This is a genomic window from Microcystis sp. M061S2, from assembly GCF_020245605.1.
Classification (GTDB): domain Bacteria; phylum Cyanobacteriota; class Cyanobacteriia; order Cyanobacteriales; family Microcystaceae; genus Microcystis.
The window spans coordinates 100,379-126,131 of the sequence record NZ_JADBUP010000032.1; the positions used below are offsets into that span (position 1 = coordinate 100,379).

General features: G+C 42.6%; 24 protein-coding genes and 2 pseudogenes. 17 read left to right on the forward strand and 9 right to left on the reverse strand.

Annotated features, from left to right (window positions below; translation table 11 throughout):
• Positions 1–10: 10 nt before the first annotated feature.
• Positions 11–850, reverse strand: a complete 840-nt coding sequence (gene rsmI, locus IM475_RS06865) for a 16S rRNA (cytidine(1402)-2'-O)-methyltransferase (protein ID WP_287727096.1) — start codon at positions 848–850, stop codon at positions 11–13.
• A 182-nt stretch (positions 851–1,032) separates the two neighbouring features.
• On the opposite strand from rsmI, the gene IM475_RS06870 reads away from it, so the two are divergent.
• From IM475_RS06870 to IM475_RS06880, 3 genes are all read left to right on the forward strand, one after another.
• Positions 1,033–1,149 (forward strand): photosystem II reaction center protein I, encoded by a 117-nt coding sequence (locus IM475_RS06870; protein WP_002732356.1) that lies wholly within the window; start codon positions 1,033–1,035, stop codon positions 1,147–1,149.
• A 140-nt stretch (positions 1,150–1,289) separates the two neighbouring features.
• Entirely contained in the window at positions 1,290–3,677 is a 2,388-nt protein-coding gene (locus tag IM475_RS06875; protein WP_287727111.1) for a DUF3769 domain-containing protein, read from the forward strand.
• Positions 3,678–3,796: 119 nt separating this feature from the next.
• Positions 3,797–6,490 (forward strand): DNA methyltransferase, encoded by a 2,694-nt coding sequence (locus tag IM475_RS06880; RefSeq protein ID WP_287727097.1) that lies wholly within the window; start codon positions 3,797–3,799, stop codon positions 6,488–6,490.
• A gap of 19 nt (positions 6,491–6,509) precedes the next feature.
• Here IM475_RS06880 and IM475_RS06885 read toward each other — a convergent pair whose 3' ends face one another.
• The 3 genes from IM475_RS06885 to IM475_RS06895 form a co-directional block, all read right to left on the reverse strand.
• Positions 6,510–6,689 carry a PIN domain-containing protein gene (locus IM475_RS06885; RefSeq protein ID WP_002795919.1) on the reverse strand — a complete coding sequence of 60 codons (180 nt, stop codon included), beginning with the start codon at positions 6,687–6,689 and terminating at the stop codon, positions 6,510–6,512.
• Positions 6,655–6,912 carry a hypothetical protein gene (locus IM475_RS06890; RefSeq protein WP_002793765.1) on the reverse strand — a complete coding sequence of 86 codons (258 nt, stop codon included), beginning with the start codon at positions 6,910–6,912 and terminating at the stop codon, positions 6,655–6,657. Before IM475_RS06890 ends, IM475_RS06885 begins: the two co-directional genes overlap by 35 nt.
• A 110-nt stretch (positions 6,913–7,022) precedes the next feature.
• Positions 7,023–7,271: a Ycf34 family protein gene (locus IM475_RS06895; RefSeq protein WP_002760106.1), complete on the reverse strand. Its 249-nt coding sequence runs from the start codon at positions 7,269–7,271 to the stop codon at positions 7,023–7,025.
• A 94-nt stretch (positions 7,272–7,365) separates the two neighbouring features.
• Between IM475_RS06895 and IM475_RS06900 the strand changes: the two genes are divergently transcribed.
• Positions 7,366–8,583 carry a tRNA nucleotidyltransferase/poly(A) polymerase-related protein gene (locus tag IM475_RS06900; protein WP_287727098.1) on the forward strand — a complete coding sequence of 406 codons (1,218 nt, stop codon included), beginning with the start codon at positions 7,366–7,368 and terminating at the stop codon, positions 8,581–8,583.
• 253 nt (positions 8,584–8,836) lie between these two features.
• Here IM475_RS06900 and IM475_RS06905 read toward each other — a convergent pair whose 3' ends face one another.
• Positions 8,837–9,655 carry a carbon-nitrogen hydrolase family protein gene (locus IM475_RS06905; RefSeq protein ID WP_287727099.1) on the reverse strand — a complete coding sequence of 273 codons (819 nt, stop codon included), beginning with the start codon at positions 9,653–9,655 and terminating at the stop codon, positions 8,837–8,839.
• An 86-nt stretch (positions 9,656–9,741) separates the two neighbouring features.
• On the opposite strand from IM475_RS06905, the gene IM475_RS06910 reads away from it, so the two are divergent.
• The 8 genes from IM475_RS06910 to IM475_RS06945 all read left to right on the forward strand — a co-directional run bounded on the left by IM475_RS06910 (position 9,742) and on the right by IM475_RS06945 (position 13,716).
• Positions 9,742–10,374 (forward strand): HAD-IB family phosphatase, encoded by a 633-nt coding sequence (locus IM475_RS06910; protein ID WP_287727100.1) that lies wholly within the window; start codon positions 9,742–9,744, stop codon positions 10,372–10,374.
• 453 nt (positions 10,375–10,827) lie between these two features.
• Complete coding sequence (locus tag IM475_RS06915; RefSeq protein ID WP_287727101.1) at positions 10,828–11,667, forward strand: PEP-CTERM sorting domain-containing protein; 840 nt, start codon at positions 10,828–10,830, stop codon at positions 11,665–11,667.
• A 91-nt stretch (positions 11,668–11,758) separates the two neighbouring features.
• Positions 11,759–12,208: a PIN domain-containing protein gene (locus IM475_RS06920; RefSeq protein ID WP_002803031.1), complete on the forward strand. Its 450-nt coding sequence runs from the start codon at positions 11,759–11,761 to the stop codon at positions 12,206–12,208.
• A 16-nt stretch (positions 12,209–12,224) separates the two neighbouring features.
• Entirely contained in the window at positions 12,225–12,440 is a 216-nt protein-coding gene (locus IM475_RS06925; protein WP_287727102.1) for a hypothetical protein, read from the forward strand.
• Position 12,441: 1 nt separating this feature from the next.
• A complete protein-coding gene (locus tag IM475_RS06930) occupies positions 12,442–12,759 on the forward strand; it encodes a DUF4258 domain-containing protein (protein ID WP_287727103.1) in 318 nt (105 codons plus the stop codon).
• Positions 12,698–12,976, forward strand: a complete 279-nt coding sequence (locus tag IM475_RS06935; RefSeq protein ID WP_159293795.1) for a YgiT-type zinc finger protein — start codon at positions 12,698–12,700, stop codon at positions 12,974–12,976. Before IM475_RS06930 ends, IM475_RS06935 begins: the two co-directional genes overlap by 62 nt.
• Positions 12,977–13,111: 135 nt before the next feature.
• A complete protein-coding gene (locus IM475_RS06940) occupies positions 13,112–13,396 on the forward strand; it encodes a hypothetical protein (RefSeq protein WP_002803029.1) in 285 nt (94 codons plus the stop codon).
• Complete coding sequence (locus IM475_RS06945) at positions 13,393–13,716, forward strand: hypothetical protein (RefSeq protein WP_287727104.1); 324 nt, start codon at positions 13,393–13,395, stop codon at positions 13,714–13,716. The genes IM475_RS06940 and IM475_RS06945 overlap by 4 nt, the downstream gene beginning before the upstream one ends.
• Before the next feature lie 206 nt (positions 13,717–13,922).
• Here IM475_RS06945 and IM475_RS06950 read toward each other — a convergent pair whose 3' ends face one another.
• The gene (locus tag IM475_RS06950; protein WP_287727105.1) at positions 13,923–14,690 is read right to left on the reverse strand and encodes an ABC transporter ATP-binding protein; all 768 of its coding nucleotides are present in this window, start codon (positions 14,688–14,690) and stop codon (positions 13,923–13,925) included.
• A 273-nt stretch (positions 14,691–14,963) separates the two neighbouring features.
• Here IM475_RS06950 and IM475_RS06955 point away from each other — a divergent pair, with 273 nt between their 5' ends.
• The 4 genes from IM475_RS06955 to nadA all read left to right on the forward strand — a co-directional run bounded on the left by IM475_RS06955 (position 14,964) and on the right by nadA (position 20,973).
• Positions 14,964–16,040 carry an AI-2E family transporter gene (locus IM475_RS06955; RefSeq protein WP_287727106.1) on the forward strand — a complete coding sequence of 359 codons (1,077 nt, stop codon included), beginning with the start codon at positions 14,964–14,966 and terminating at the stop codon, positions 16,038–16,040.
• Between the two features lie 210 nt (positions 16,041–16,250).
• Positions 16,251–16,967: a polysaccharide deacetylase family protein gene (locus tag IM475_RS06960; protein ID WP_287658408.1), complete on the forward strand. Its 717-nt coding sequence runs from the start codon at positions 16,251–16,253 to the stop codon at positions 16,965–16,967.
• A gap of 395 nt (positions 16,968–17,362) precedes the next feature.
• Positions 17,363–18,898, forward strand: coding sequence for a bifunctional phosphoribosylaminoimidazolecarboxamide formyltransferase/IMP cyclohydrolase (gene purH / locus IM475_RS06965; RefSeq protein WP_287727107.1), 1,536 nt, complete (start codon positions 17,363–17,365; stop codon positions 18,896–18,898).
• A 1,115-nt stretch (positions 18,899–20,013) separates the two neighbouring features.
• Positions 20,014–20,973 (forward strand): quinolinate synthase NadA, encoded by a 960-nt coding sequence (gene nadA, locus IM475_RS06970; protein ID WP_043998019.1) that lies wholly within the window; start codon positions 20,014–20,016, stop codon positions 20,971–20,973.
• A gap of 271 nt (positions 20,974–21,244) precedes the next feature.
• Here the strand turns inward: nadA and IM475_RS06975 are convergent, their stop codons facing one another.
• Both IM475_RS06975 and IM475_RS06980 read right to left on the reverse strand, forming a co-directional pair.
• The gene (locus IM475_RS06975; RefSeq protein WP_287658412.1) at positions 21,245–22,702 is read right to left on the reverse strand and encodes a DASH family cryptochrome; all 1,458 of its coding nucleotides are present in this window, start codon (positions 22,700–22,702) and stop codon (positions 21,245–21,247) included.
• A gap of 136 nt (positions 22,703–22,838) precedes the next feature.
• Positions 22,839–25,151 carry a GumC family protein gene (locus IM475_RS06980; protein ID WP_287727108.1) on the reverse strand — a complete coding sequence of 771 codons (2,313 nt, stop codon included), beginning with the start codon at positions 25,149–25,151 and terminating at the stop codon, positions 22,839–22,841.
• Positions 25,152–25,427: 276 nt separating this feature from the next.
• On the opposite strand from IM475_RS06980, the pseudogene IM475_RS06985 reads away from it, so the two are divergent.
• Positions 25,428–25,676 (forward strand): annotated as a pseudogene (locus IM475_RS06985) (hypothetical protein); the annotation flags it as partial.
• Here the strand turns inward: IM475_RS06985 and IM475_RS06990 are convergent.
• Positions 25,641–25,753: pseudogene (locus IM475_RS06990) on the reverse strand (IS630 family transposase); the annotation flags it as partial. The pseudogenes IM475_RS06985 and IM475_RS06990 overlap by 36 nt on opposite strands.

Sequence of the window (25,753 nt, forward strand, 5' to 3'; positions counted from 1 at the left end):
TTGATAATCATCAAATTTCTAGGGCTAATTTGTATAAACGACTGCGGGATAAATTAGTAACTTGTGCTAATTGTCTGCTGGCTTGCGATCGATTAACTCCTCCTTCGATAATTTGTTTTAATTCCCGTTTTAATTCCTCATCGGATAATTGGATATTATCGGCCTGATTGTTGCCCATAACTACGAGCGTAAATTCCCCTTTAGGAGTTTTATTCTCCCGATATAAATTAATCGCCTCGGCGACAGTTCCTCGCCAAATTTCTTCGTAAAGCTTGGTTAATTCCCGACCTAAAACTATCTTTCTCGTGGGTCCGAAAGTTTCTCGTAAATCCTCCAAAGTCTTAATAAGTTTGTGAGGTGCTTCATAAAAAACCATCGTTCTTGTTTCGGTTTTTAAACCCTCTAAGCGCTCTTGTTTCAGCTTTTCCTTACCCGGAAGAAATCCTTCAAAACAGAATCTTTCCGTGGGTAATCCCGACACCGCTAAAGCGGTAATTACCGCCGTTACTCCGGGGATGGGAACCACTTCGATCTGAGCTTCTATACAAGCTTTAATTAACTCATAACCCGGGTCAGAAATCCCCGGCATTCCCGCATCAGTAACCAAAGCGATATCCTGACCTTGGCTGAGAATATTTAATAACTGATCGAGACGGGAAAGGCGATTATGTTCATGGTAACTAATTTGAGGGGTCAGAATATCAAAATGCTGCAATAATTTGCCCGTGTGTCTGGTATCTTCGGCAGCAATTAGAGTGACTTTTTTGAGAGTTGCCAAGGCTCGGAAAGTCAGATCGTCTAAATTGCCGATCGGCGTTCCCACCACATATAATTTACCGAGATTATTCATAAATTGGCTAAAAATAGGCTATTTAGTTGTATTTTAAGTGATCAGTAAACAGTAAACAGTAGGCTGATAACTGAAGATTGATCGCTTTTCTCTGTTCAGGGATCACTCAAATAGGGTAAAGTAGGTCAAGGTATGCTAACCCTGTTATTGCATTAATCTAGTCTAAGGAGAACGTCTTAGTAATGTTAACCCTAAAAATCGCCGTTTATATCGTTGTTTCCTTCTTTGTCTTACTTTTTATCTTTGGCTTCCTTTCTGGCGATCCTACCCGTAACCCCGGACGCAAAGACTTTGAGTAGAAGACAATTATCAAACTGGTTCTAGGGTAGATACACAGGGAACAAGTTATCGAACTTTCCCTGTCTCCCTAGAAATAATGATCGTGGTAGTATCATTGAGGTTCGCTCGTCCTCTATTTCGATCGCCGACTCGTGCAGTCATGTCTTTTTTTCTCTTAGCTGTTGAACCACCTGCCCTAATTAATACTGTAGCCGACCCCGAAACGGAGGAGCGCCAAGTTTCTGAAAATAGTCCCACGTCTGTAGTTCCCCTCCCTGTCACCCCAGCACCTCTAGAAGCAAAAAAGCCTTCAGAAGAGAGCGTTTCTATTCCCCTCACCGTCACTCCTCCTGCGGAAACCGTCGAGGTAAAACCCTTGGTTCCCGATGAGGGTATTCCCTTAGAACCTTTACCTAGCAGTGCGGGTGACGCGGCAGCTTTAGGAAAACCCCTTTCTGTTCAGAATTCTCCACCCCCCGCAGCCGTTGGTGTCACCATTCATCCCGAAACCGAGATAGTTTCAGGATTAAATCAAAAAGCTCTTAACCAGAAAAATGGCTCAACTCGGCTATTAGTGCGGAAAAAAGGCGAAAAAACCGGCCAAGAATACTTGATTTCCCTCAATAACAGCCTAGATCAGGCCGCTAATCCAGAAGGGGAAAGACCCCTAGAATTAGTGGCCGATGAGCAGGAATTTGACCAAAATCGGCAGATTATCACCGCTAGAGGTAATGTCACCCTGCGTTTTGCCCAAAGTGTACTAACGGCCGATCGCTTACAGATTAATCTTCCCGAAAAGTTAGCGGTAGCGGAGGGCCAGGTGATCCTAACCCGGGGAGATCAAATCCTGCGCGGCGATCGCTTTGAATATTATTTCGTCCAGGATAGCGGTGTGGTATTTAATGCTAATGGGGAGATTTTTCAACCCAGCACCGCTAGGGATTTAGGGCAAACGCTGCCCACGGATGTGGGGGCCGGTAGTTCTTTTGCAACCCTAACCGATCGTTTGGCATTAAATCAACCCTTGCAGAGAATCACTACGGGAGAGGGTTTTCAATTTGTCGTCGGGGGACAGGATCCCAGTCGGCGCGATCGACAGAATATTAGTAGTCCATCGGGGGGAACGATTAATCGTGTCCGTTTTCAGGCCGAGCGCTTGAATTTTGATGGTAAGGTGTGGAATGCCACTAATGTGCGTCTGACTAATGACCCTTTTTCCCCCCCTGAGTTGGAAGTTCGGGCCAATTCCGCCACTTTTCGCAGTACCGGCCCCTTTACCGATGAGTTGCGGATGAGTAATTCCCAGTTGGTTTTCGATCAACGGGTAGTGGCACCCACTTTTATTAATAGTCTTACGTTCGATCGCCGTCGTCGTCGTCCTTTTTTAATTGCCCCGGGCTATGATGGGGAGGATCGGGGCGGATTTTTCGTAGAAAGTCCCCTAACTTTAGTGGAGACACCGAAGACTATTTTTGAGTTGACACCGCAATATTTAATTCAAAAAGTCCTTAATCCCGATGCTTTTCCCTCAGCTAACCCCGGAGGTGGGGAAGTTTCGCCCCTTAGTCCGAAAGCTTTTGGTTTATTGGGCAATTTTGCCACTAATTTTGGTGAGCGCTCGTTTTTGCAAGCGACAGCTTCTTTTTCTAATTTAGATTTGGAACAGATCGAAAATAGTGTTCGTTCTAAAATTCGCTTTCAACAGACGATCGGACAGTTGCAGGATCCCTATCTGCTCAATGTGGAGTACAATTATCGCGAGCGTCTCTTTAACGGTTCTTTGGGTTTTCAGACGGTTAATAGCAGTTTTGGGGCAATTTTGACCTCACCTGTGATTGTCATCCCGAATACGGATATTAGACTCAGTTATCAAGCTTCTGTTCAGAATATTAACGCACCCACCGATCGCAGTAATCTCTTAGCGGCCAATGCAACGGATAATGTTACTAATTTAAGCCGTTTTCAGGGTGCTGTCTCCCTCAATCGCAGTTTTTTACTCTGGTCTGCCCTTACTTTACCACCGACTCCCGACCAAGGTTTAAGATTTTCTCCTCTTCCCGTTCAACCCTATATTGCTCTTGTCACTGGTGTCACCGGTGTCACCAGTTATTACACTAATGGAGAGACGCAAAATTCCGTCACGGGAACCGTGGGATTATTAGGGCAGTTTGGGCGTTTTTCCCGCAATTTTTTCGACTATACCGGGTTTAATATTAGTTTTAGTCAGGGTTTAGTTAACGGACAATCACCCTTTTTCTTTGATCGCTTTGTTGATCAACAAACAATGTCCTATGGTATAACTCAACAGGTATATGGTCCGATCCGTGTGGGTTTTCAGAGCATTTATAGTATCGATCAAGCTAAGGAAATCAGTACAGAATATTTTCTCGAATGGAGTCGTCGCACCTATAGTTTAATTTTGCGCTATAACCCAGTGCTGCAGTTGGGAATACTCAACATCCGCGTGTCGGATTTCAACTGGACAGGCAACCCCGGCTATTTTGAGGGCAGCGATATCCGTCCGGTGGTGGATGGAGTAACCCGTTAAGCTGAGGAGACAGGAGAAGGGAAATGGGAGAAGGGAGGGGGGAATTATGAATGATGAATTATTGTGTAAGATGGTGATCGCACTACAACGCCCACCCTACTCCAATGGAAAGGCAAAAGATGACTACTACTCTTGAAAGCTTACAGGAATTTATTGATTTTTGTCAACAGCACATTACTGGCAAAGAAAGGAAAGAAGCTCAGATTTTCCTAGACCGTTTCTTTCGAGCTTTTGGTCATAAAGGTGCGTTAGAAGCGGGTGCAACCTATGAGGAGGCGATTACTAAAGGTAGCAAGAAAGGTAAAACAGGATTTGCTGATTTAGTTTGGAAACCTCGTGTTTTAATTGAAATGAAAAAGCGAGGAGAAGATTTAAGTAAGCACTATCCCCAAGCTTTTGAATACTGGAGTCGATTGGTTCCTAATCGCCCTCGCTATGTCTTATTATGTAATTTTGATCAGTTCTGGATTTTTGATTTTGATCTTCAAATAGATGAACCGGTAGATCGAGTAAATCTCAACGATTTGAAAAATCGGGTCAGTGCCTTCAATTTTATGGAAGTAGGGAATCGTACCCCTATTTTTCAGAATAATCAAGTCGAGATTACAGAAACGGCCGCGCGGCGGATGGGTGAGTTGTTTCAACTGTTAAAAAAACGCGGTCATAAAAGCGGTTTTGATGAGTTGACGGCCCAGCGATTTATTTTGCAGTGTGTATTAGCAATGTTTGCTGAGGATCGAGGATTATTACCGAGAGATTTATTTATTTCTTGTGTACAAGAATGTCTAAATGGTGGCAATTCCTATGATGTCTTGGGGGGATTATTTCAACAGATGAACCAACCCGGAATTACCCCCACTGGCAAGTATCAGGGAGTGGATTATTTTAATGGGGGACTGTTTAGTATAATTCATCCAATTCAATTAACTAATGAAGAATTAAGGTTTCTCGATGTGGCGGCGCGTCAGGATTGGAGTAAGATCCGTCCAGCAATTTTTGGTAATATTTTTGAGGGGACAGCTAATGCTGAAGAGCGTCATACTTACGGGATGCACTTTACTTCAGAAGCGGATATTATGAAAATTGTTCGCCCAACTATTAGCCGTTACTGGGAGGAGAAAATTGAGCAAGCTGGGACGATTGGCGAGTTAAATACACTTCAGTTAGAATTACAGCAGTATAAGGTATTAGATCCGGCTTGCGGTTCGGGTAATTTTCTCTATGTCGCCTATCAAGAATTAAAGCGCATTGAACAGTTATTAATTGAAAAGATTGCTAACCGTCGTCGTTCTGCTAGTGACCAATTACAGATTAGTTTTGTTACGCCTAAACAGTTTTATGGAATGGATATTAATCCTTTTGCTGTAGAGTTGGCGCGGGTGACTTTAATGATTGCCAGAAAGGTGGCGATTGATAGGTTTAATTTGACGGAAGCTTCTTTACCTTTGGATACTTTGGATAGTAATATTATCTGTGCTGATGCTTTGTTTACGGATTGGCAAAAAGCGGACGCAATTATCGGTAATCCTCCATTTTTGGGAGGGAAAAAGTTAAGGACAGAACTAGGAGATGAGTATGCAGAAAAAATTTATCAAAAATTTCCTGATGTTCAAGGACAACCTGATTTTTGTGTTTTTTGGTTTAGAAAAGCTGCGGAAAATCTTGGAGAATTAGGAAGAGCCGGTTTAGTTGGTACTAATTCAATATCACAAGTTTCTGGGAGAAAAGCAAGCTTAGATTATGTGGTTAAGCAAGGTGGATTTATACATGAAGCGATTTCAACTCAGCCTTGGTCTGGTGAAGCTAATGTTCATGTTAGTATTGTTAATTGGAGTAAAGAAAGACCAAAAGAATTATTTCTAGATAATTTGTCAGTTAATTTATTAAATACTGCATTGAAATCTGAAATATCAGTAGATAATGCTGAAAAAATAAAAGTCAATAATAATTTCTCTTTTGAAGGATGTGCATTGGGTGGTAAAGGATTTATAATATCTGAGCAAGTTGCAAAAAAATGGATTGATTTTAATCCTAAAAACAAAAATGTATTGAAGCCAATGATGGATGGACGAAATTTAATTCATCCTTTTGAAGAATTAAGTTGGGTTATTGATTTTGGTGATATGTCTTTAGAAGAAGCTTCAGAATATGAACAACCATTTAAGCTTGTACAAGAAAAAGTCAAACCAGAGAGAGATGTAAATAGAAGTAGTTTAAATAAAAAATATTGGTGGAGGTTTCGTCGCTACAGTCCAGCGATGAGAAATGCAATAGAGGGGTTAAGTCTTTATTTTGCAGTTCCTAAAATATCAAAGCAGGTTATTTTTACTCCAGTTGATGTGTCCATACTTCCCTGTGAAGCAAATATGGTGATAGCCTCCGATGATTTCTATATTCTGGGAATTCTCAACTCAAAAATACATCGCCTATGGGTAAAAGCTCAAAGTTCAACTCTCAAAGGCGATACTCGCTACACCAATACAACCTGTTTTGAAACCTTCCCTTTTCCCCAGACACCTTCACAGGAACTTGTCGAAAAAATCCGTCAAACCGCCGGGGAATTACACGAATATCGTAGTCAACAGATGGATAAAAAACAATGGGGAATCACTAAACTATATAACCAATTCTTTAACGAACCCAGTAGCCAACTGTATCAAATCCATCAGAAATTAGACAAGCTAGTGATGGAGGTCTATCACTTCCAAGCTGACGACGACATCTTAGAGAAACTATTAACCTTAAACCTGGAATTAGCAGAAAAAGAGAAGCGAGGAGAAACCGTCATCGGTCCCTGGTCTCCTTACTCTTAGATTACTCCAAAGCCTTACATTAGATTGAAACAATCTGAATTTCCCTGACTCGGTGCATTGGTTTGGTTGGCTTTTCGGTGGTGATTAGTTCATCAGCTTGAATTTGCAGCGCAGCAGCAACATGAAGTGCATCCATCGCCGCTAAACCGTAAGTGCCAGCAATTTCATGACTCACTGCACCCTCCTCGACGTGCAGCAAGTTCTTGTTCTATTTCCTCTTCATTGAGCAGTTGCAATCCAGCTGCGATCGCCCGATGTCGGATTTCCCATAACTTTTTGCTTAATGGTGTTTGGGGAATAAATTTAGCTTCTGGTGTTGTTTGTGACTCAGATTTAAGTATTTGAACAAATTGCCAAACTTTTTGTTGCTTTTCCGGGGTCAATTCTCGCCATTGTTCAAGTAGTTCTTCTTCTTTATCCATAAATACCTCGCTCTTAAATTACGCATTCCTCGAATCGTTGGCTGTCCAAGACATATTTGTGGATTAACTTTCGGCTCTTGTAGTATATATGTATGGGTAGTTCAGGTGTTTTAGGTGGGAATTGGTTCACCTGGCCGCAAACTAGACCATTTACCGGTTTCGCGCAAAAAGCTTTCACAACCCACCACATCCCACTCCATTTCGATATAATCTTCTTTGGTGCGAATGTTAACGTTAATAGAAGGGTTCTTCGCTTCAAAGTCCGGTGTCTCGGTGAGATGACGTTCCTGATGTTGTGTTTCTACGGCATGATAGGTGAGACAGCGATCAACAAAATAGCAGTTAATACAAATACACATAGGTTTAACTCTATAAGTCTTTTCCGCTAATCTAGCTCAGTCTCTCCCCAAATGGGGCCTGTCAAAATTATATTTTTGTAAATTTATCTTCTCGATGTCTTGTCAAAAAAACCTAGATAGTTTAGTTAAAGAAGTTTTTGCGATTAATCAGCAAGAATTGCCAGAAAATGCTTATTTAGTCGGTGGTGCTGTGCGAGACGCTTTATTAAACCGTCAGAAAGACTATATTGACCTAGATTTTGTGGTTCCCGAAAAAGCGATCGAAATTGCTCAAACTATTGCCCATCATTATAAAGCCGGTTTTGTGGTTTTAGATGCCGTTCGTCAAATTGCTCGCGTCGTTTTTCCCCAGGGTACTCTTGATTTCGCACAACAGGAGGGAGAATCTCTAGAAATAGACCTAAAAAGACGGGATTTCACCGTTAATGCTCTCGCTTATAATCTCCACACCCAAGAAATTTTCGATCCTTTAGGGGGATTAAAAGATTTAGGCTGCCAATCCCTGCGGATGATTTCCCCCGAAAATCTTCAGGATGATCCCCTAAGATTATTAAGGGCCTATCGACAAGCGGCTCAATTGGACTTTGAGATCGAACCCCATACCCGTGCAACTATTCGTTCTCTTGCCCCTTTATTGCACCGTGTAGCCGCCGAAAGGGTACAATCCGAGTTGAATTACCTTTTGCTCAATTCCCGTGGCAATAAATGGCTAAAAAGTGCCTGGGAAGATGGCTTATTATCTCTCTGGTTGCGTCGGATTACCCCCGCAAAAATGGAGCGAGTTATGGGGGTGGAAGCGGCAGCGGGATTTTTAGAATCTTTGTTACCGGAAAACTTTATCTTTTCCCCTTCTCAGTTACAGTTGACAAAATTGGCCCTATTGGTATCGGATATTTTGGCAGAAGCGGAAAAAGAGTTAATCGATCTCAAGTATTCCCGTGGGGAAATTCGCACGGTAATCACGGTGATTAAGTGTTTACCTCCTCTCAAGGAGCCAGATAATTTAAGTCTGCGGGAACAGTATTTTATTTATCTAAATACGGGAAAAGTATTTCCTATCTTTGCCCTTTTTGCTTTATCGATGGGGATTAACAAAAATATCGTCGCTTCTCTGTTGACTTCCTATCTCGATCCCGATAATATTATCGCCCATCCCCGACCTTTATTAAGGGGCGATGATTTAATTAACCATTTACACCTGAAACCCAGTCCGATTATCGGTAAGTTATTAACCGAGGTACAAATTGCCCAAATTGAGGGCAAAGTTACAGTTTTTCAGGAGGCGATCAATTTTGCTAAAAAGTTATTATAAGTGGTTGGTTATAATTAAATTAAAAATGGATTTTAGGTTCGATCCCCCCTGCCCCCCTTGATAAGGGGGGTGCCGATAGGCGGGGGGATCTACCCTTGATAAGGGGGGTGCCGATCCCCCCTTAATCCCCCCTTAATAAGGGGGGCATCTGATAATTTTTAACGCCCACCTACTTAAGTGGTTGAAGAACACAGAAGTGAGGCTCTGTTCCCTATTGATAACCGTCCCTGGGAACTAATTTTCTGAGCGAATTTTAAACAAAAACACGATGCTGCAGAGAAGGCATTTGTCGTCGCACCTGTTGCAGACGTTGGGGATTAATTTCGGCAATTGCCACTCCCGCTTCTTCCCCCGCATCGGCTAAAACCACACCCCAAGGATCGATAATCATAGCGTGACCGTGGGTGTAACGGCGTTCATAATTATTGCCCGTTTGAGCAGGAGCTATTATATAACAAGTATTCTCGATCGCTCGCGCTTGTAACAAAACTTTCCAATGATCTTTCCCTGTAAAAGCTGTAAACGCCGCAGGTACAAATAAAACATCGGCTCCTTGCTGCGATAAATAGCGATAGAGTTCGGGAAAACGCACATCATAGCAAATCGAGAGGCCAATTTTGCCCAAGCTATCGGAGCCATAAATCGGCGGTAAATCGATTCCTGCCATGACTGTACTCGATTCCTGATAGGTGTTACCATCCGGGACATTGACATCAAAGAGATGGACTTTTTGATAACGGGCTAATTCCGCACCGTTGCCATCGACTAAAATAGCCGTATTATAAGCCTTATCGGGAATACCCGTCACCGGCACGGGAAAACCACCCCCTAAAATGGTCACTTGAAACCGTTGGGCCATGGTGCGGAGGAATTTATCGGCTTTGAGAGCAATAGTCTCGGACTGGGCGATTTTATCGGTTTCTGCCCCCATAAAGGCGAAATTTTCTGGTAAACCGATTAATTCCGCCCCTTTACCCACGGCAAGTTCGATCAATTCTTCAGCGGCAGCGAGATTTTTCTCTAAATCCGGCTGACTGGTCATTTGAATGGCGGCGGCGAGATAGGATTTCATGGGGGTTGAAGCTCTAGAGTCGGATAATCTCTGTAAAATTAATCATAACCTTCGATTATATCCAATTTCAGATATTTTGTCACCCCATGAGTAAAATTGTTTTCTGTGACTTTGATGGCACTATCACCGCCGTGGAAACTTTTGCGGGTATGCTCAAAGAATTCGCCCCCGATTTATCGGCCCAAATTATGCCCCAAATGTACGCTCGCACTCTGACTCTGCGCCGGGGTGTCCGTCAACTGCTAGAGTCGATACCGAGCCAAAAATACGCCGATATTCTCGCCTATGCCGAAAGCAAGCCAATTCGCCCCGGATTAGCCGAATTCCTCGCTTTTTTACAGGAGCAATCCATCCCTTTTATTATTATCTCCGGTGGTCTCCAAGGCATGATTGAAACGGTCTTAAAACGGGAGGGACTATTAGATAAGGTGACGGCAATTTATGGGGTCAATCTTCATACTCAAGGGGAATATCTGCAAGTTCACTCCGATTGGGAAAATGAGACGGAATTAGTGGCTAAAGCCTTGATTATGGCCAAATATTCGGGAGTAGAAACTATTGCGATCGGTGATTCTGTCACCGATATTACCATGGCTAGAAGGGCTGATCTAGTTTTTGCTAGGGATCGTTTAATCGATTATCTGCAAGCGGAAAATCAACCCTATATTCCTTGGGATAACTTTTTTGAGATTTGCGAATATCTGTTATTGAGAGATTAGGGATTAGCTGTTAATTAGGTAGGGGTTAAAAATTGTCAGATACCCTCCTTGGATTAAGGGGGGATCAAAGAGGGCGAATGCAATTCGCCCCTACAATAATATTATTGCGCCAATAGTAGGGGCGCACTGTGGTCAGTGAGTTTATCGAACTGCGTGCGCCCTGTAATATAGATATTTCGACCAAATTGAGATTTACTACCCTACTCTCAAGGGTAACAATAATTATAAATTTTTGTAAATTTGTGTTGGTTTACACTTGACAAAATCGGGGGGGGGTAAAATCCAGTTGTGGCTCTGTCTTGTCATTGAGGAACTAGCTTAAAATTTAGTGATTGGCAATTTTGGAAAAATCAATCTTTCTCCCTTGCCAATCTCGCTTAATTCGAGGTTTTCTCCTTTAAAGGGCATTCAGAACATTTGTTTGTTTATTTGTTTTGAGGAAACTTTCTGAACATGAAAACTTCAACTATCAATCATCTCGCCAAGCTAGGGGCTAATGCTTCAGCCATCACTTTTGGACTTCTGTTAGGCAGTCAGAGCGCCTTTGCTTTCACTGTCGGTTACTTCACTGATTTTAACCAAACAACCACCGCTCCTGCTGCACCGATTACGCAAGCTGGATACACTCCCGTCCAAATCTTGGATATTACTACTTTTAATCTATCCACTGTTGATGCGCTCATGGTCAATGAGTCGTCCAATGGTGGAATCTCGGCTGGTCTTTTGGGGCGGCTGGGAGATATCCAAACCTGGGTACAAGGAGGTGGTAAATTCATCGTTCATGATCGATTTGTAACTAATAATATCGGGGATCCTCAGTCAAATCCTTTGCTCGTAGGTGCTCCTACTACTCTACTCGATCGGGACTTCACTATATCTAGTGATATTGATGTCGTCCCACCGGGAACTACTTTAGTTACCAGCGGGCCTTTTGGGACAATTACAAACACATCACTGGATGGCGGAGATTCCTCAACTCATGGATTTGCCCTGCTTAACACCTTACCAGCAGGATCAACTCCAATTTTGCAGATTGATGGCAATGCCAATCAAATAGCGGCCTTTTCCTATGGTTTAGGTAGTGGATTTGTTTACTATGCGACTATCCCTCTAGATTATTACCTAGCGGGAAATGGACCAAATCCGCCGCGAGACAACTTCAATCAAATTTATGCCCCCAACGTGCTGGCTTATGCTGAAAGTCAAAAAGTTCCCGAACCTGCTTCAGTCTTAGGTTTACTCGCCATTGGTGTTCTTGGTGCGGGTGCAGCCTTGAAGCGCAAATTAAAATAAAAAACTGGTCAATCTAGCTTTAAATTAGCAGCGATCGCACTATATTGATAAAGTGCGATCGCTTTTTTGGGTTATAATAGTAGAAGTGTGAATGACTAAAGTAAAATTGAAAGTCTATCTTGATACGAGTGTTCTCAACCGAATCTTTGACGATCAGACTCAAGCCAGAATCTATTTGGAGTCAATCTCGATGCAATTAATTTTCCTGCTGGTGGAGAATGAAGCAATAGAAATTGTCTCTTCTGATGCGCTAGTATATGAAACCCAGCGAAATCCTTACAGCGACCGCCGCACTTTTGTCGAGCTAGTCCTGCAACAAGCTAGGCACTTTCAACTGATTACGGAAGAGGTCTTAGCAAGATCGCAGCAAATCGAAACCTCTGCTAAAATTAAAGGAGTAGATGCTTTGCATATTGCTTGTGCCGAAGCTATAGAAGCAGACTACTTCATTACCTGCGACGATCGAATGATTAAAAAATACAGTGGCACTCTTGCTGTTAAAACTCCTGTGGAGTTTGTCGCCATTATTTTCAACGCTTGAATTGAGAAAAATTACTATGAAAGTTCCAACAGATTTGACGATTCCTGAGATTGAGGAAATTAGAAAAGAGGGAGTTAAAGCTCTCGTAGAAAGATTGGGAATTGCTAAAGCGGCCTTCTTTCTAAGAGAAACATCATCCCAACCTCTAAATTATTTAGAAATTAAAGATCAGTTATTTGGTGAAATGACAGCGACGGATATTTACGATCAAATTAAAGGCGGCTATCACTGAAATGATTGAGGAAATTCGTCAAAAAGTTAGACAAAACCAATTGGAATTTTCTCAACACGCTGTCAATCAAAGTATCCTGCGTCAGATCAGTGTTCAAGAATTACGGGAGGCGATGGAACAAAGCGAAATTATTGAAGATTATCCAGCTGATAAGTATGGCGCAAGCTGTTTACTTTTGGGATTTACTCTAATTAATAGAGCCTTACACATTCATTGTAGCTATCCCTATCGCCCTTTGCTCAAAATTATTACCCTATATGAACCCGACCCAAATTTATGGATTGATTTTAAATCAAGGAGAACACCAGATGTCAACTAATTCTAGACCAGAAACCTTAATTGAACAAGAAGTTACCTATACCCTTGAAATCAATGGCAATTTTTTTATTATAGAAAATGTCCCCGCTAGAGTCTGTGTAGAAACAGGAGAGCGTTTTTTTGCACCAGAAACTGTCGAACGCTTGCAGGAAATTATCTGGGAAAATAAGCGACCAAAACGGGTAATTGAAACACCAGTATTTGACTTTGCTAGTTAGTGTTTAATAGAAAACTGGCAAATCGAGCAACAATTGAAGTCTTAAATTAGGGGCGATTGCGCTATATTTGTAGAGGGCGATCGCTTTTTTGTTTATAATAGTTAAAGACACGATAAATTGATTCAAGTCAAGCCCATGCCACTAACTCTTAATTTAACATCGGAAATCGAACAATATCTCAGCCAAAAAGCGACGGAGAAAGGTCTTTCTCTAGAAGATTATGTCCTCAAGCTACTTAAAGATACTATTTTAGAACAAGAAAAACAGACCAAACTGGTTAATTTACTTCAATCTTGGATTGATGAAGAAGATGAACAGGAACAACAAGAAACCGGTGAATATTTAATCGAAGCACTCGATCAAGATCGTTTATCTGAGCGTCCTTTATTTCCGGCTCACTTAAAGGGAGTAACTTGGTGAATAGAGTAATTTTATTAGATACGGGAATTATCGGTTTAATTACTAATCCTAAGCGAGCGCCTGAAAGTCTAGCTTGTAATTGTTGGCTACAAACACTAATTAAAGCAGGTATTAGGGTTATTCTTCCAGAAATTGCTGATTATGAGGTGCGTCGAGAGTTGTTACGCGCTAACAAGATTAAAGGAATTAAGCGACTGGATGAGTTAGCATGGGTTACGCTACCGCTAACCCATCCTACAAATAATCGTGCGTCCGTACTTATGACAAAATATCGATCGGGAGAAACTTTAACTCTTTTTTTGACTATCTCTGGTAATTAAATAATCATTGTTAAGTAGCTGGTTATAATTAAATTAAAAATGGATTTTAGGTTCGATTCCCCCTCAGTCCTAGGGTTGATTCATAGTAGGGTTGATTCATGAATCAACCCTACCCTTAGTCCCCCCTTGATAAGGGTGGTGTCTGATAATTTTTAACGCCTACCTACTTATCTCCCATTAACCTGAAGAGTATTTATCTAAAATCCTTATTCATCCCCTAAATAAGCTTCAATCACCGCAGGATTCTCCCTGACTGTAGCTGGCTCTCCCAAAGCGATTAACTTACCGAAATCTAACACGGCAATGCGATCGCATAATCCCATCACTAAAGGCACATGATGTTCGATTAACAGGACGGTTAGAGCTAAATTATCGCGGATTTGTCGAATTAGCTGACTTAATGACCCCTTTTCGCTGGGATTCATCCCGGCTGCCGGTTCATCGAGCAGTAATAACTGGGGTTGCAAAGCTAAAGCGCGGGCAATTTCCAAGCGTCTTTGATCACCATAGGCTAAATTACAGGCTTTCCGATTGCTTTGGTCGGTTAATCCGACTAAATCTAATAATTCCGCTGCTCTTTTATAGGTTTTTTCTTCCTCCCTTCTCGAAACTGGTAAACCCAAAATTCCCGTCCAAAGATTGGAGCTATTGTGAATGTGACCAGCGATCGCCACATTTTCTAAAGCCGATAATTCGCCAAATAAGCGCAAATTCTGGAAAGTACGGGCAATTCCCGCCTGAGCGATCTGGTGAGGACGATAATTCGCCAGACTGTCGCCTTGATAAATTAAATCACCACTCGATAGGGGAATTAAACCGGTGATCAGATTAAATAAAGTCGTTTTTCCCGCCCCATTGGGTCCAATTAAGCCAAAAATCTCGTTTTTTTGTACCTGAAAGGAAACCCCATCGACGGCGACTAATCCCCCAAATCGACGGGTGGCTCCCCGCACTTCTAATAAATTTGCTTGCATCCTTGTTAATAGATTAAATTAGTCGATTTTACTCGATCAAGACGATGGCAAGTAAGCATTGCACTGACCAAAAAAAGATATTTCTCAGGAGATTTACCCTGAAAGAATCAGTTTTAAAGATTTATCGGGCAGTTATTTTGATCAGAAAACATTCTACACAATCCCCACCAGATCAGCAAAACGGCTCACCACTACCAGCGAATCACTACCGATAACGAAAAACTGCCATAATTGCAGAAATGTCCTCATCTAGCCAAAAGGCGATCGCTATTGATGAAAAATGACGCTAAAATTATCGATCTCGTCATCCGGCTGTTTTTTCTCGGCCTGTTGTTATTTGCCGGTTTTACCCTGCTGCGTCCCTTCCTAACCATGATCCTCTGGGGAGCAATTCTAGCGATCGCTTGGTATCCGATCTTTCTCTGGTTAAAAAAGCTGCTCGCTGGCCGGGCGAAACTGGCCGCGGTTCTCCTCACCCTACTTTGTCTAGGGATTATTATCGGTCCGGTGAGTGGCATTGCAGCGGTTCTGGCGGGTAATCTGCGAACGCTGGCCGAATATATCGATACTGGTGCGGCGGTGATTCCCCCTCCCCCCGCCGATGTGGCCACCTGGCCGCTGATTGGCGAAAGGATTGCCGGTCTCTGGCAGCAGGCATCGGATAACACGGGTCAATTTCTTCAACGCTTCGAGCCACAATTAAAAGAACTGGGGAAAATCTCCCTTTCTCTGGCCACCAGTACCGGTCTGACGGTGCTGAAATTTATCGCCTCGATTCTGATTGCGGCAGCCCTCACCCTCTCCGCTAAAAATCTGACTCGCCTGATGAACCGGTTAGCGGAAAAGATCGCCCCGGGTAGAGGAATCGCGCTGGCCAGTCTTACCGCCTCCACCGTCCGCAATGTTAGCCGCGGTATTATTGGCGTTGCTATTATCCAGAGTCTTTTGATCGGCATCGGTTTAGTAACGGTGGGAACGCCTGCGGCCGGTTTATTAACTCTCCTCACCCTAATTTTGGGCATTCTCCAAATTGGCCCTGGTTTGATTGTCTTGGGGGCGCTCATTCACGCTTGGGTAACACTACCCTATTCCACCGCCCTATTATTTACAATCTGGATGATTCCCGCCACCTTGGTGGATAATTTCCTCAAGCCGATTTTAATGGGCCGCGGCTTGCCCATTCCCATGGTGGTGATTCTGCTGGGGGTGTTCGGGGGAGTGATCGCCTACGGGATTATCGGTTTGTTCGTCGGGCCGGTTCTGCTCGGTCTCTGCTACGAGTTAGTCAGGGCTTGGATTGGCGAGGATAGCCCCGAACCAGTGGTAAATAGCCATGATCAGCCAATCTAAGGGCGGATATGTCTAATTTTTACCTTGAAAAGGCTCACAGGTTTGGTAGTTGTCATCCGTGGCCACTACCTTATTTTTACCAGGAGTCGCTAGACTCAGTTTTGGGGCTTATGCAGAAACTCAACAAAATGCAGAAATATCTCCTAAAGAAATCATCTTTGGCCTGTAATCGCTAATCTTTGCTTCTCCTCTCATCCCTTAACCCCCCAAATGAGCATTGCCAAATTAATTATCTCGATCGTCGCTCGACTTTTGACCGGGGCAATTTTCTATCAACCGACAGGAGAGAAAATTATCGCCCTTACTATCGATGATCTACCCACTCCCAACGATCCGGAAGGAAAATCCACTGATCGCATTTTAGCAGCGATCGCCGCTCATAATCGAGAAAAAGCCAGCCCGGCAACTGCCGTCAAGGCGACTTTTTTTCTGATCACGGGACACCTACAACCTAACTCCACCTTGATTGAGAGCCTCATCGCCCAAGGTCACGAAATCGCTAATCACGGCACCCAAGATCTGCGTACCAGTCAACTGGCTGCCGACGCTTTTGCTAGTCAGTTTCGGGAAGCTAACGATATTTTAAGTCGTCTTGCCGGTCTTGCACCGCGCTGGTATCGTCCCGGTCAAGCCTTCTATAATCAATCTATGCGCTCGTTTTTGGGGAAATTCCCCGGCTACGAGTCCCGATTTGCCCTCGCTTCCATGATCCCTTTAGATACCGGAAAAGCAACGAATCACCCTCAATTTACCACTTGGTATATCTCGCAATTTATTTTCCCCGGGGCGATTTTAGTGCTTCACGGTGGGTCTCCCGAAAGAGATGAAAACACGGCGATCGTGCTGAAGAATTTATTAGCGAAATTACACGATCGAGGTTATCAGGTGGTGACTCTCAGTCAATTAGTTGATCACAAACGTTATTAAGTAGTCGTGCAAAATTAATTTCTTGGTTAGGATAGGCAAGAGGCAAGAGGCAAGAGGCAAGAGGTAGTTAGATCTGTGGAATTAATTTTGCTTAGGTACTTAGGTAATATTTTAAGAACAAGAAAAGATGATGGTAATCTGACAACATTTAGTGATAACGGTGGCCAAGAGATTTTCATCAATCTCGATGGACTTGTTCCCCCTGAAAAATCCTGTATTTTTTAACAAGTCAGACTAAATCTTTCCAGGAGGAGTTGCAATTTTTTTCTTGGCATAAGTTGCTATTTGAGAGACGAAAATATAGAAGCAGCTGATTATTTACTAACCTACTTTTTTTTAATTTTTAACGGGTTAGGACTGAGATATACTGAAATGGTTGCTTATAGATCACTACTATGGGACGTTTAGCGCTGATCAGCGTGACTGACAAAACCGGAATAGTTGACTTTGCCCGTCAGCTAACAGAAGAGTTTGATTTTGAAATTATTAGCAGTGGAGGAACCGCCAAAACGCTCCAAGCGGCGGGGATTCCCGTGATAAAAGTGGGAGAATACACAGGTTCTCCTGAAATCTTGGGCGGAAGGGTGAAAACTCTCCATCCTCGCATCCATGGCGGTATTTTGGCTAGACGGGATTGGCAGTCAGATTTAGCGGAAATGGAGGCTAATCAAATTCGTCCTTTTGATTTGGTGGTGGTTAATCTCTATCCCTTTGAACAGACGATCGCTAATCCTGAAGTTACCACCGCTCAGGCGATCGAACAAATCGATATCGGTGGTCCGGCGATGTTACGCGCCTCGGCTAAAAATTTCGCCCATTTGACTGTCATCAGTAACCCGAAGTATTACGAGCAGTATTTAAGCCAATTACGGCAAAATAACGGCGAAATTTCCCTGGAATTCCGTCAAAAAATGGCGGGGGAAACCTTCGCTTTAACCAATGCCTACGATGGTGCGATCGCTGCCTATTTCGCCAGCTTAAACGGGGAAACGACTCGCTTTCATTTGGCAGGAAATGCCCTACAAACCCTGCGTTACGGCGAAAATCCCCACCAAAGTGCCACTTGGTACGGCAGCGGGACAATGGCTCACGGTTGGGGAAAAGCGACCTTATTACAGGGAAAAGAACTAAGTTATAACAATTTAGTCGATTTGGAAGCAGCCCGCCGTTTAATCGCCGAATTCGGCAGTAAAAAACCGGCCGCCGCTATCTTGAAACACAATAATCCCTGTGGGGTGGCGATCGGTGGTAGCTTAGTGGAAGCTTATACTAAAGCTTTTAATGCCGATGCTATCTCGGCTTTTGGGGGTATTGTTGCCCTAAATCAAGCCATAGACGAAGCAACCGCTAAAGAATTAACGAAAACCTTCCTAGAATGCGTGGTTGCCCCCGATTGTAGCCCCCAAGCCCGGGATATACTCGCTAAAAAGTCAAAAGTGCGGATTTTATTGCTGCCGGACTTAACCACGGGAGAAAAACAAACAGTAAAAGTTATCGCTGGCGGTTTTCTAGTACAAGCGGCCGATGATGTGGTAGAAACCCCGGAGGAGTGGCGCGTGGTGACAGAAAAACAACCCACTGCCGCACAATTAGCGGAATTACTGTTTGCTTGGAAAGTATCTAAGCACGTTAAATCTAATGCTATTGTGGTGACAAAAAATCAAACTACTTTAGGCGTTGGTGCAGGGCAAATGAATCGCGTTGGTTCGACGAAAATTGCCCTTGAACAAGCAGGGGAAGCGGCCAAAGGTGGCTATTTGGCTAGTGATGGCTTTTTCCCTTTTGATGATTCTATTCGCACGGCGGCCCAGTTTGGCATCGAGGCAATTGTTCAACCAGGAGGTTCTTTAAAAGATCAGGATTCGATTAATGCCGCTAATGAGTTAGGTTTAATTATGGTCTTAACAGGCATTCGTCATTTCTTGCATTAATACAAAGTTAGGGTGTGTTGCTGCTTAAATTAACGCACCCCAACAAGTTATTAATTATCGGTTAATTTCCCGGCTCAATAGTCTTAAATTTGCCAAAAGCGCGAGGATGACCTGCTTTTTGAGAACAAAGAAAATAGCGTACAGGTTCGTAATGATTTTCAGCACTAAAAGGAGAAAAGAAATGATTTGCGAGTAAATCTTATCGCACACAGAAAGCATTTGCTCCTGAAAAAATACAAGCTTCGTTTTAGCCGTTAGGCATGACCCAAAATAGCACTTACAGGACTGGGATATAGAGGAAAAATTGTCAACAAGATATTAGACATCTCCAAAAATTTATAAGCCAGTCACAGCAAGGAAGACAGGCAGATTAGACCAAGAGTCAAAATTAGCTCTAAAAACCGATTAATTAGGGTTTAAAGAGACAAAATAGAATTTTGACAGAAAACTATGGCTAATTATAACGTCAATTACTTCCCCTGATTGCTCCCATTCTATTACTTCTAAAATTAGCGCACTAATTCTCAACCTTACTAAGCCACAAACGGTAAGTAAAATCGAATTTGCTTAAAGTTTGCCGACAGATTTTTGTGTCGCTCGTCGGACCAGGTTGACCAATAACTACTCGAGTAAAATAGGTGTGAATTCCAGAATTTAACCAACAGTCTTTGATTTTAGCGATAATCTCAGTTTTAGCGGGTTTATTCGGGCAAATAGTGCAAAGAGCGTGAGCATACAAGTGAGAGCGCACCAAATCGGAACCCTGCCAAGATTTCTTGATTTTATCTTGTTCGGCCGAAGTGTCCCCAGAAATTTGATAGGAATAAGCCTGAAATTTTCTTAGCTGATATTGTGATTACCCCTAAAATAGGGTTTACCCTTGACCAAGAATCTCTCGATAGGATAGGGGGGACAGTGCAAAAGCAATAAACTCTGATACCATTTTCCAAAAAGTAAGTCCTACTTTTTGAAAAATGGTATTATCGGGGTTTGGTTGTCAGTCGTTTGATCGCTGTTCCATCAAGCTTTTTTTTGTTTGGGGTCTCTCTTCAGAAAAATTTGCTATGATATAGGGGACTATTTAGTATTTGGTAAAAACAACCATAAATGCCGCCGTGTTCACAACTGTTCAACCCGCAAATCGATCGAGCTTACCTGATGACCTATTTACAGCAATTAAAGAGCTTAAACGGGAATTAAACGCCGTTATTCTGGCTCACTACTATCAAAATTCTGACATACAGGATATAGCTGATTATATTGGTGATTCTCTCGGTTTATCCCAACAGGCTGCCCGAACGCCAGCAGATGTGATCGTATTTGCGGGGGTTCACTTCATGGCAGAAACAGCTAAAATCTTAAACCCAGATAAGTTGGTATTGCTGCCGGATTTAGATGCGGGATGTTCTTTAGCTGATAGTTGTCATCCTCAAGATTTTGCTCGTTTCAAAGCTCAATATCCCGATCATATCGTGATTTCCTATATCAATTGCAGTGCAGAAATTAAAGCCATGAGTGATATTATCTGCACCAGTTCCAACGCAGTCAAAATAGTTAACCAAATCCCTGCCCATCAACCGATTATCTTCGCTCCTGATCGCAATTTAGGCCGTTACGTCAGTCAGCAAACTGGTAGAGATTTAGTTCTCTGGCAGGGTAGTTGTATTGTCCATGAAACTTTTTCCGAACGCAAGATAATAGAATTAAAAGTTGCCCATCCAGAAGCAAAAATTATCGCCCATCCTGAGTGTGAAACATCGGTTTTACGCCATGCCGATTATATTGGTTCCACGACGGCACTATTAAATTATTCTCTGAAAAGTTCTGAAAAAACCTTTATTGTCGCCACAGAACCGGGGATTATTCACCAGATGCAAAAATCCGCCCCAGAGAAAGTATTTATACCCGCACCAGCTTTAAATAACTGTGCTTGTAATGAGTGTCCCTACATGAGACTGAACACTCTCGAAAAATTGTATCTCTGTATGCGAGATAAAACTCCAGAAATTACTATTTCTGAAGATTTAAGAGTTAAGGCACTGTTGCCGATTCAAAGAATGTTAGAAATGTCTTAATCAGTTATCAGTTATCAGTTATCAGTTATCAGATGTGAGTTTTCAGTTGATTAGACATCTGCAAAAATTATAACCCAATCAGAGCTTGCTTTGATAACTTGTACTAATTAGTAGTTCGGCACTGAAATATATATCTGTCGTTGCTAATTCAATTTAACTGAAAAAATCTGGGGACATTAAAATCATTTTTATTTGGGTAAGTTGCTTGTCTAGACAAAATTTTAGTCTTGAGATAATATTAGGTAGAAGTCCACTGATTACTGATTACTGATTACTGATTACTGAAATGCTGAAGATAAATTTTTTCGTTGTGTTTGATCGATTGAAAAAAATCGACAATGGCACGAGGATAATTAACCCCTAAAATCACCCCATAACGCTTTTGTTCCTCTGGAGATAATTTATAAGGTTCGTGAATTTTATCGCCTTTTATTAGGGCTAATTCGGGCAACCAGTGACGTAAATAATCACCTTTGGGATCATAATCTCTCGACTGTTTAGGGATATTAAAATAACGAAATCCTCGTGCATCATTGCCAACACCAGCAGTGTAATTCCAATTACCCCAATTACTACAGACATCGTAATCAACTAATAATGACTCGAACCATTCTGCTCCCATACACCAATCAATACCGAGATTTTTGGTCAGAAAACTAGCGACATTTTGCCGGCCACGATTTGACATAAATCCTGTAGCGGCTAATTCTCTCATATTAGCATCTACAAGGGGATAACCGGTTTTTCCCTCACACCAGAGATTAAATCTTTCCCAATCTTCTAGCCAAGGTAAATAAAGTTCTTGCAAACCAGATTTATAAAAGATTTTATTACCGTGTTTACTGCAAATAAATCGGAAAAAATCTCGCCATAATAATTCAAAAATCAGCCAATAGGTAGAGTCATTTTTTACTCTTGTTTGCTCATATTTTTGTACTTCCTCATAGATATAACGGGGGGAAAGACAGCCAAAACTTAACCAAGCTGAGAATTTTGAGGAATAATTAGTCCCTAACATTTCATTGCGGGTTTCTTTATAGGTTTTTAAGGAATCACTATCCCAAATATATTCTTTAACCCGTGATTTTCCTGCCATTTCACCCCCTTGAAACGACAAAACACCTCCTCGGTCTAGAATTAGTTCTGTTAAGCCTAAATCGTTTAAACTAGGAAGGTTTCCCAAATCTATTTTAGGTAATTTTGTCAACTTTTTCGGCGTGGGATAAGTTGTTCTTATTTGCCAATGACGTTCTACTTGTTTACGAAAATTAGTAAATAATTCCGGCAGGTGATTAAGGGTAAAAGGTAAGTCATCAGGATGGTATAAAGTGGCTGTCCAAAAAGTTTTTATCTGCACGGGAACCCTTGATAAAGCATTATTTACAGCTTTTTCTACCGCTAATTCCTCTGCTGTTACCTCTTGATGATAATAAACCTTCGCTATCCGCAATTCTTGAACTAATTGCGGGATAAGTTCTTCTGGTTTTCCCCGTCGGATAATTAAATTACCGCCTAAATTTTCCAGAGATTGTCGCAAATCTGCTACGCTTTCTAATAAAAATTTAGCTCGGAACTTGCCAGTTTTTGGAAACCCGTAGGAAGTAAGACCAAATTGACGCTCATCAAAACAATAAAAGGGAATTATCTCTAATTGTTCTTGAATGGCTCGATAAATTGCCTCGTGATCGTGAACCCGCAGATCATTGCGATACCAGATTAAAACCCGCATTTAACATCAATTAAAAGTTGATAACCGATCAATAAGTAGTTAGGTGTTAAAAACCATCAGACACCCCCCTTATTAAGGAGGTATTAAGGGGGGATCGAAACCCCCCTTATTAAGGGGGGATATATCTTTATTGTAATTATCTCTTCCCGTAGTAATGGCCATAGTAACGATAATTGTGGTCTTTCCGACTAACATTATTAGCCACTAAACCTAACACAGAAATGTGAGATAATCTCAGATCTTCGAGCAGATTTTTAAGCACAAAGCGATCGGTTTTGCCCAGTTTGGTGACGAGAATCAGTCCGGTGGCCATGGCGGCGAGAATTTTCCCATCGGCAAAAGCGGCGATCGGTGGTAGATCATAGATAATTAGATCGAAGGCTTGCTCTTGCTGTAATTGCGAGATCATCTCCTGCATTCTCTGGGAAGAAAGCAAGCGGGTTGGATCTGGGGGAATTGAACCGGCGGTAAGAATCGATAAACTCTCGTAGCGGGGTAGGGATTGAATTGCCTCGTTCCAATCGAGATTCTCGGCGATGACATTACTAAGGCCGTGGTCGTTATCGAGATTAAGTCGCAGGTGAACCTGGGGTCGTCGCAGGTCGGCATCCACCAGTAAGACTCTTTTTCCCATACTAGCGGCAGCCTTAGCGATATTTATTGATATGGTGGTTTTACCATCTCCCGGTGATACAGAACTAATCACGAGGGACTTGAGGGGGGAATCGGAACCGAGGAGGCGAATATTGGTGTTAAGAGTGCGGAAAGCTTCCGAGAAGGGGGAGAAATTATAGTAGGAGGGGTTTTCGTCGGCCGATTTCCCAGTAGTATTAGGGATAGTAATTTTGCGATCGCCGACTGTTAACTGAGGTAGGGCCGCGGTGATCACTTTTTCGATCATACCGAGGTCTTTTTGCCAGGGAATTGCGCCCAAAAGGGGTAGTTTGGTATCTTCTTTTATTTCATCTGCACTGTGGTGAACGGGGTCTAATCTTTCAGCTAAAAAGGCCGCCCCTAGGCCTAGTAACAGACCACCGATAACCCCTAAAGCCAGATTTCGCACGGGTTTAGGAGAAACAGAGTTTTCCCCTACCTCTGGAGGGGAAATTATTTGCCAAGGCACGACCTGTTGTGCCACCTGTAGCTGTAATTTTTGCTGTTGCTCCAGAAAACGGTCAAGGCTGGTGGTGGCAATTTCCAATTCTCGCTGCAAATCCGTATAACGACGGGCCAAAGCCGCAAGATTTTTGACCGAGTCTTTCTGTTGTTCGAGGGCCCGGGCAAGGGATTCTACCTTAATTTCTAGGGTTTGGAGACTGTTAGCGGCTTCCACCAATTGTTGGGTTAATTCTACCCGCAGAGCGCTCTGAGATACCAAAGCCGGGGAATTACCCACTGTCTGGGGCAGTTTTTCTCCTAGAGTTCTCTGGGCCTCTTTTTGCAGTAGGGGCAGTAAATTGGCTCTTTTTTCCTCTAGGGTGGCAATTATCGGGCTATCTTTCCCGAAAACTGCCGATTGTTTCGCCAATTCCACTTCTACTTCCTGCAGCTGCTTGAGCAAATCTTGATAACCGGGAGATTCACTGAGATAAGTAGCGATAATTGCTTGATTAGGGGCTAATCCCACCTGTTGCTGTAAAGCTTGATAGCGAGAGTTAATTTCGTTAAGGGCAACTTGGGCTGCCCGATAATCTTGTTCAGTATTGGTTAACTGTTGTGATAAACGAGTCGCCTCTTTATCGGGATCGAGGAAATTGTATTGCTGCCGGAATTGCTGCATTTGTTTTTGTAGAGAATTAACTCGTTCCCGCAGCACAGGCAATTGAGCGTTAACAAAATCTAAGCCTTGATTAATTTCGGTCTTGCGTTCCTGAGAACTATAGTTTAGGTAATGACGAGCTAAATTGTCTAAAACCAACTTAATTTTTTCCAGTTCCTCATTTTGATAGGAAATTTCTAAAACTTTCGTCTCTTTTAATTGACTAATTTCGAGATCAGATTTGCCAGTTTCACTAATTAAATCACTGTAGGTAAAATCGGGATACTTAGGGGTTATTTTACTAAGGATGGGGTTAAGAAGTTGAGGACTGGTTAAAACGGCGATTTGGGTATCATAATCGATGTCTTCACCACCTAACTGAGGTAGAATATCTTGAGCTGCCAGTCTGGAAGAACTTTTATTTTCCTCAATGGGTTGACCGATGAGCAGCTGGAATTTACCTTGATAGATAGGGGTTTTTAAGAAAGTATAAGCAGCGATCGCACCCGTCACCCCTAGGGTGATGCTAGCGATTACCCACCAGCGATGCTTGATGACAGAAAAGAATTGACGCAGGTTCAGTTCCTCTTCTTCCTGCGTCGGGGAGGGGATAAAAGCCGGTTGGGCAAAAACTGGCAGATTTGCTTGACTTTGGGTTTTTAAAGCCCCATTTTGTTGATTGTTCATCATTAATCAAATAGTCAAGGGATAACTGTATTAAAAGATTTTCCGGTGGCAATCTGGCTCGATTAGTCACCGCTCAATCATAACACCGTGCTACAATGACAACCCTAGTTTTTCCAGTAATTACCAAATAAGGTGCGTTTAACCTAGTCAATGCCACTGGCTGCTTGATATACCCCCCCCCTGAACGGTTACAAATTATGTGCTATCCTGCCAATGGCAATACTCATTTGCTCTTATAACAAGCTAAACCGCCATAACCACCATCACACGAGAGCCTAAATGACAATCCCATTAGCACCTCGCATCTCTGATACTTTACCCCCCATTACCTGGGAGAAATTGCCAGCGGATTTTGTCCTCCCTGATGAACCAGTGGAAAGCACCCTACAACCCCTCCTCGCGGCGGCTTTGCGAGAATCTTTAGAATTAGCCAGTTTAATTGTGGAAGCGAGTCTTATTGCTTCTATAGTTATTTCAAATAAGAACGAGACACTAGGCGACACAATAAGTACGAATAATTTCATCAAGGGGTGTCCCCACAGGAGCATACATTCTTGCCCTCTTTAATGCACTAAAATCATGTTCGATATCATTTAAATCAGGAG

Bases quoted from the DNA above. Each gene is read 5' to 3' on its own strand.
- rsmI (WP_287727096.1), bottom strand. From the start codon at position 850: ATGAATAATCTCGGTAAATTATATGTGGTGGGAACGCCGATCGGCAAT.
- IM475_RS06870 (WP_002732356.1), top strand. From the start codon at position 1,033: ATGTTAACCCTAAAAATCGCCGTTTATATCGTTGTTTCCTTCTTTGTC.
- IM475_RS06875 (WP_287727111.1), top strand. From the start codon at position 1,290: ATGTCTTTTTTTCTCTTAGCTGTTGAACCACCTGCCCTAATTAATACT.
- IM475_RS06880 (WP_287727097.1), top strand. From the start codon at position 3,797: ATGACTACTACTCTTGAAAGCTTACAGGAATTTATTGATTTTTGTCAA.
- IM475_RS06890 (WP_002793765.1), bottom strand. From the start codon at position 6,912: ATGGATAAAGAAGAAGAACTACTTGAACAATGGCGAGAATTGACCCCG.
- IM475_RS06895 (WP_002760106.1), bottom strand. From the start codon at position 7,271: ATGTGTATTTGTATTAACTGCTATTTTGTTGATCGCTGTCTCACCTAT.
- IM475_RS06900 (WP_287727098.1), top strand. From the start codon at position 7,366: ATGTCTTGTCAAAAAAACCTAGATAGTTTAGTTAAAGAAGTTTTTGCG.
- IM475_RS06905 (WP_287727099.1), bottom strand. From the start codon at position 9,655: ATGAAATCCTATCTCGCCGCCGCCATTCAAATGACCAGTCAGCCGGAT.
- IM475_RS06910 (WP_287727100.1), top strand. From the start codon at position 9,742: ATGAGTAAAATTGTTTTCTGTGACTTTGATGGCACTATCACCGCCGTG.
- IM475_RS06915 (WP_287727101.1), top strand. From the start codon at position 10,828: ATGAAAACTTCAACTATCAATCATCTCGCCAAGCTAGGGGCTAATGCT.
- IM475_RS06920 (WP_002803031.1), top strand. From the start codon at position 11,759: ATGACTAAAGTAAAATTGAAAGTCTATCTTGATACGAGTGTTCTCAAC.
- IM475_RS06925 (WP_287727102.1), top strand. From the start codon at position 12,225: ATGAAAGTTCCAACAGATTTGACGATTCCTGAGATTGAGGAAATTAGA.
- IM475_RS06930 (WP_287727103.1), top strand. From the start codon at position 12,442: ATGATTGAGGAAATTCGTCAAAAAGTTAGACAAAACCAATTGGAATTT.
- IM475_RS06935 (WP_159293795.1), top strand. From the start codon at position 12,698: ATGAACCCGACCCAAATTTATGGATTGATTTTAAATCAAGGAGAACAC.
- IM475_RS06940 (WP_002803029.1), top strand. From the start codon at position 13,112: ATGCCACTAACTCTTAATTTAACATCGGAAATCGAACAATATCTCAGC.
- IM475_RS06950 (WP_287727105.1), bottom strand. From the start codon at position 14,690: ATGCAAGCAAATTTATTAGAAGTGCGGGGAGCCACCCGTCGATTTGGG.
- IM475_RS06955 (WP_287727106.1), top strand. From the start codon at position 14,964: ATGAAAAATGACGCTAAAATTATCGATCTCGTCATCCGGCTGTTTTTT.
- IM475_RS06960 (WP_287658408.1), top strand. From the start codon at position 16,251: ATGAGCATTGCCAAATTAATTATCTCGATCGTCGCTCGACTTTTGACC.
- purH (WP_287727107.1), top strand. From the start codon at position 17,363: ATGGGACGTTTAGCGCTGATCAGCGTGACTGACAAAACCGGAATAGTT.
- IM475_RS06975 (WP_287658412.1), bottom strand. From the start codon at position 22,702: ATGCGGGTTTTAATCTGGTATCGCAATGATCTGCGGGTTCACGATCAC.
- IM475_RS06980 (WP_287727108.1), bottom strand. From the start codon at position 25,151: ATGATGAACAATCAACAAAATGGGGCTTTAAAAACCCAAAGTCAAGCA.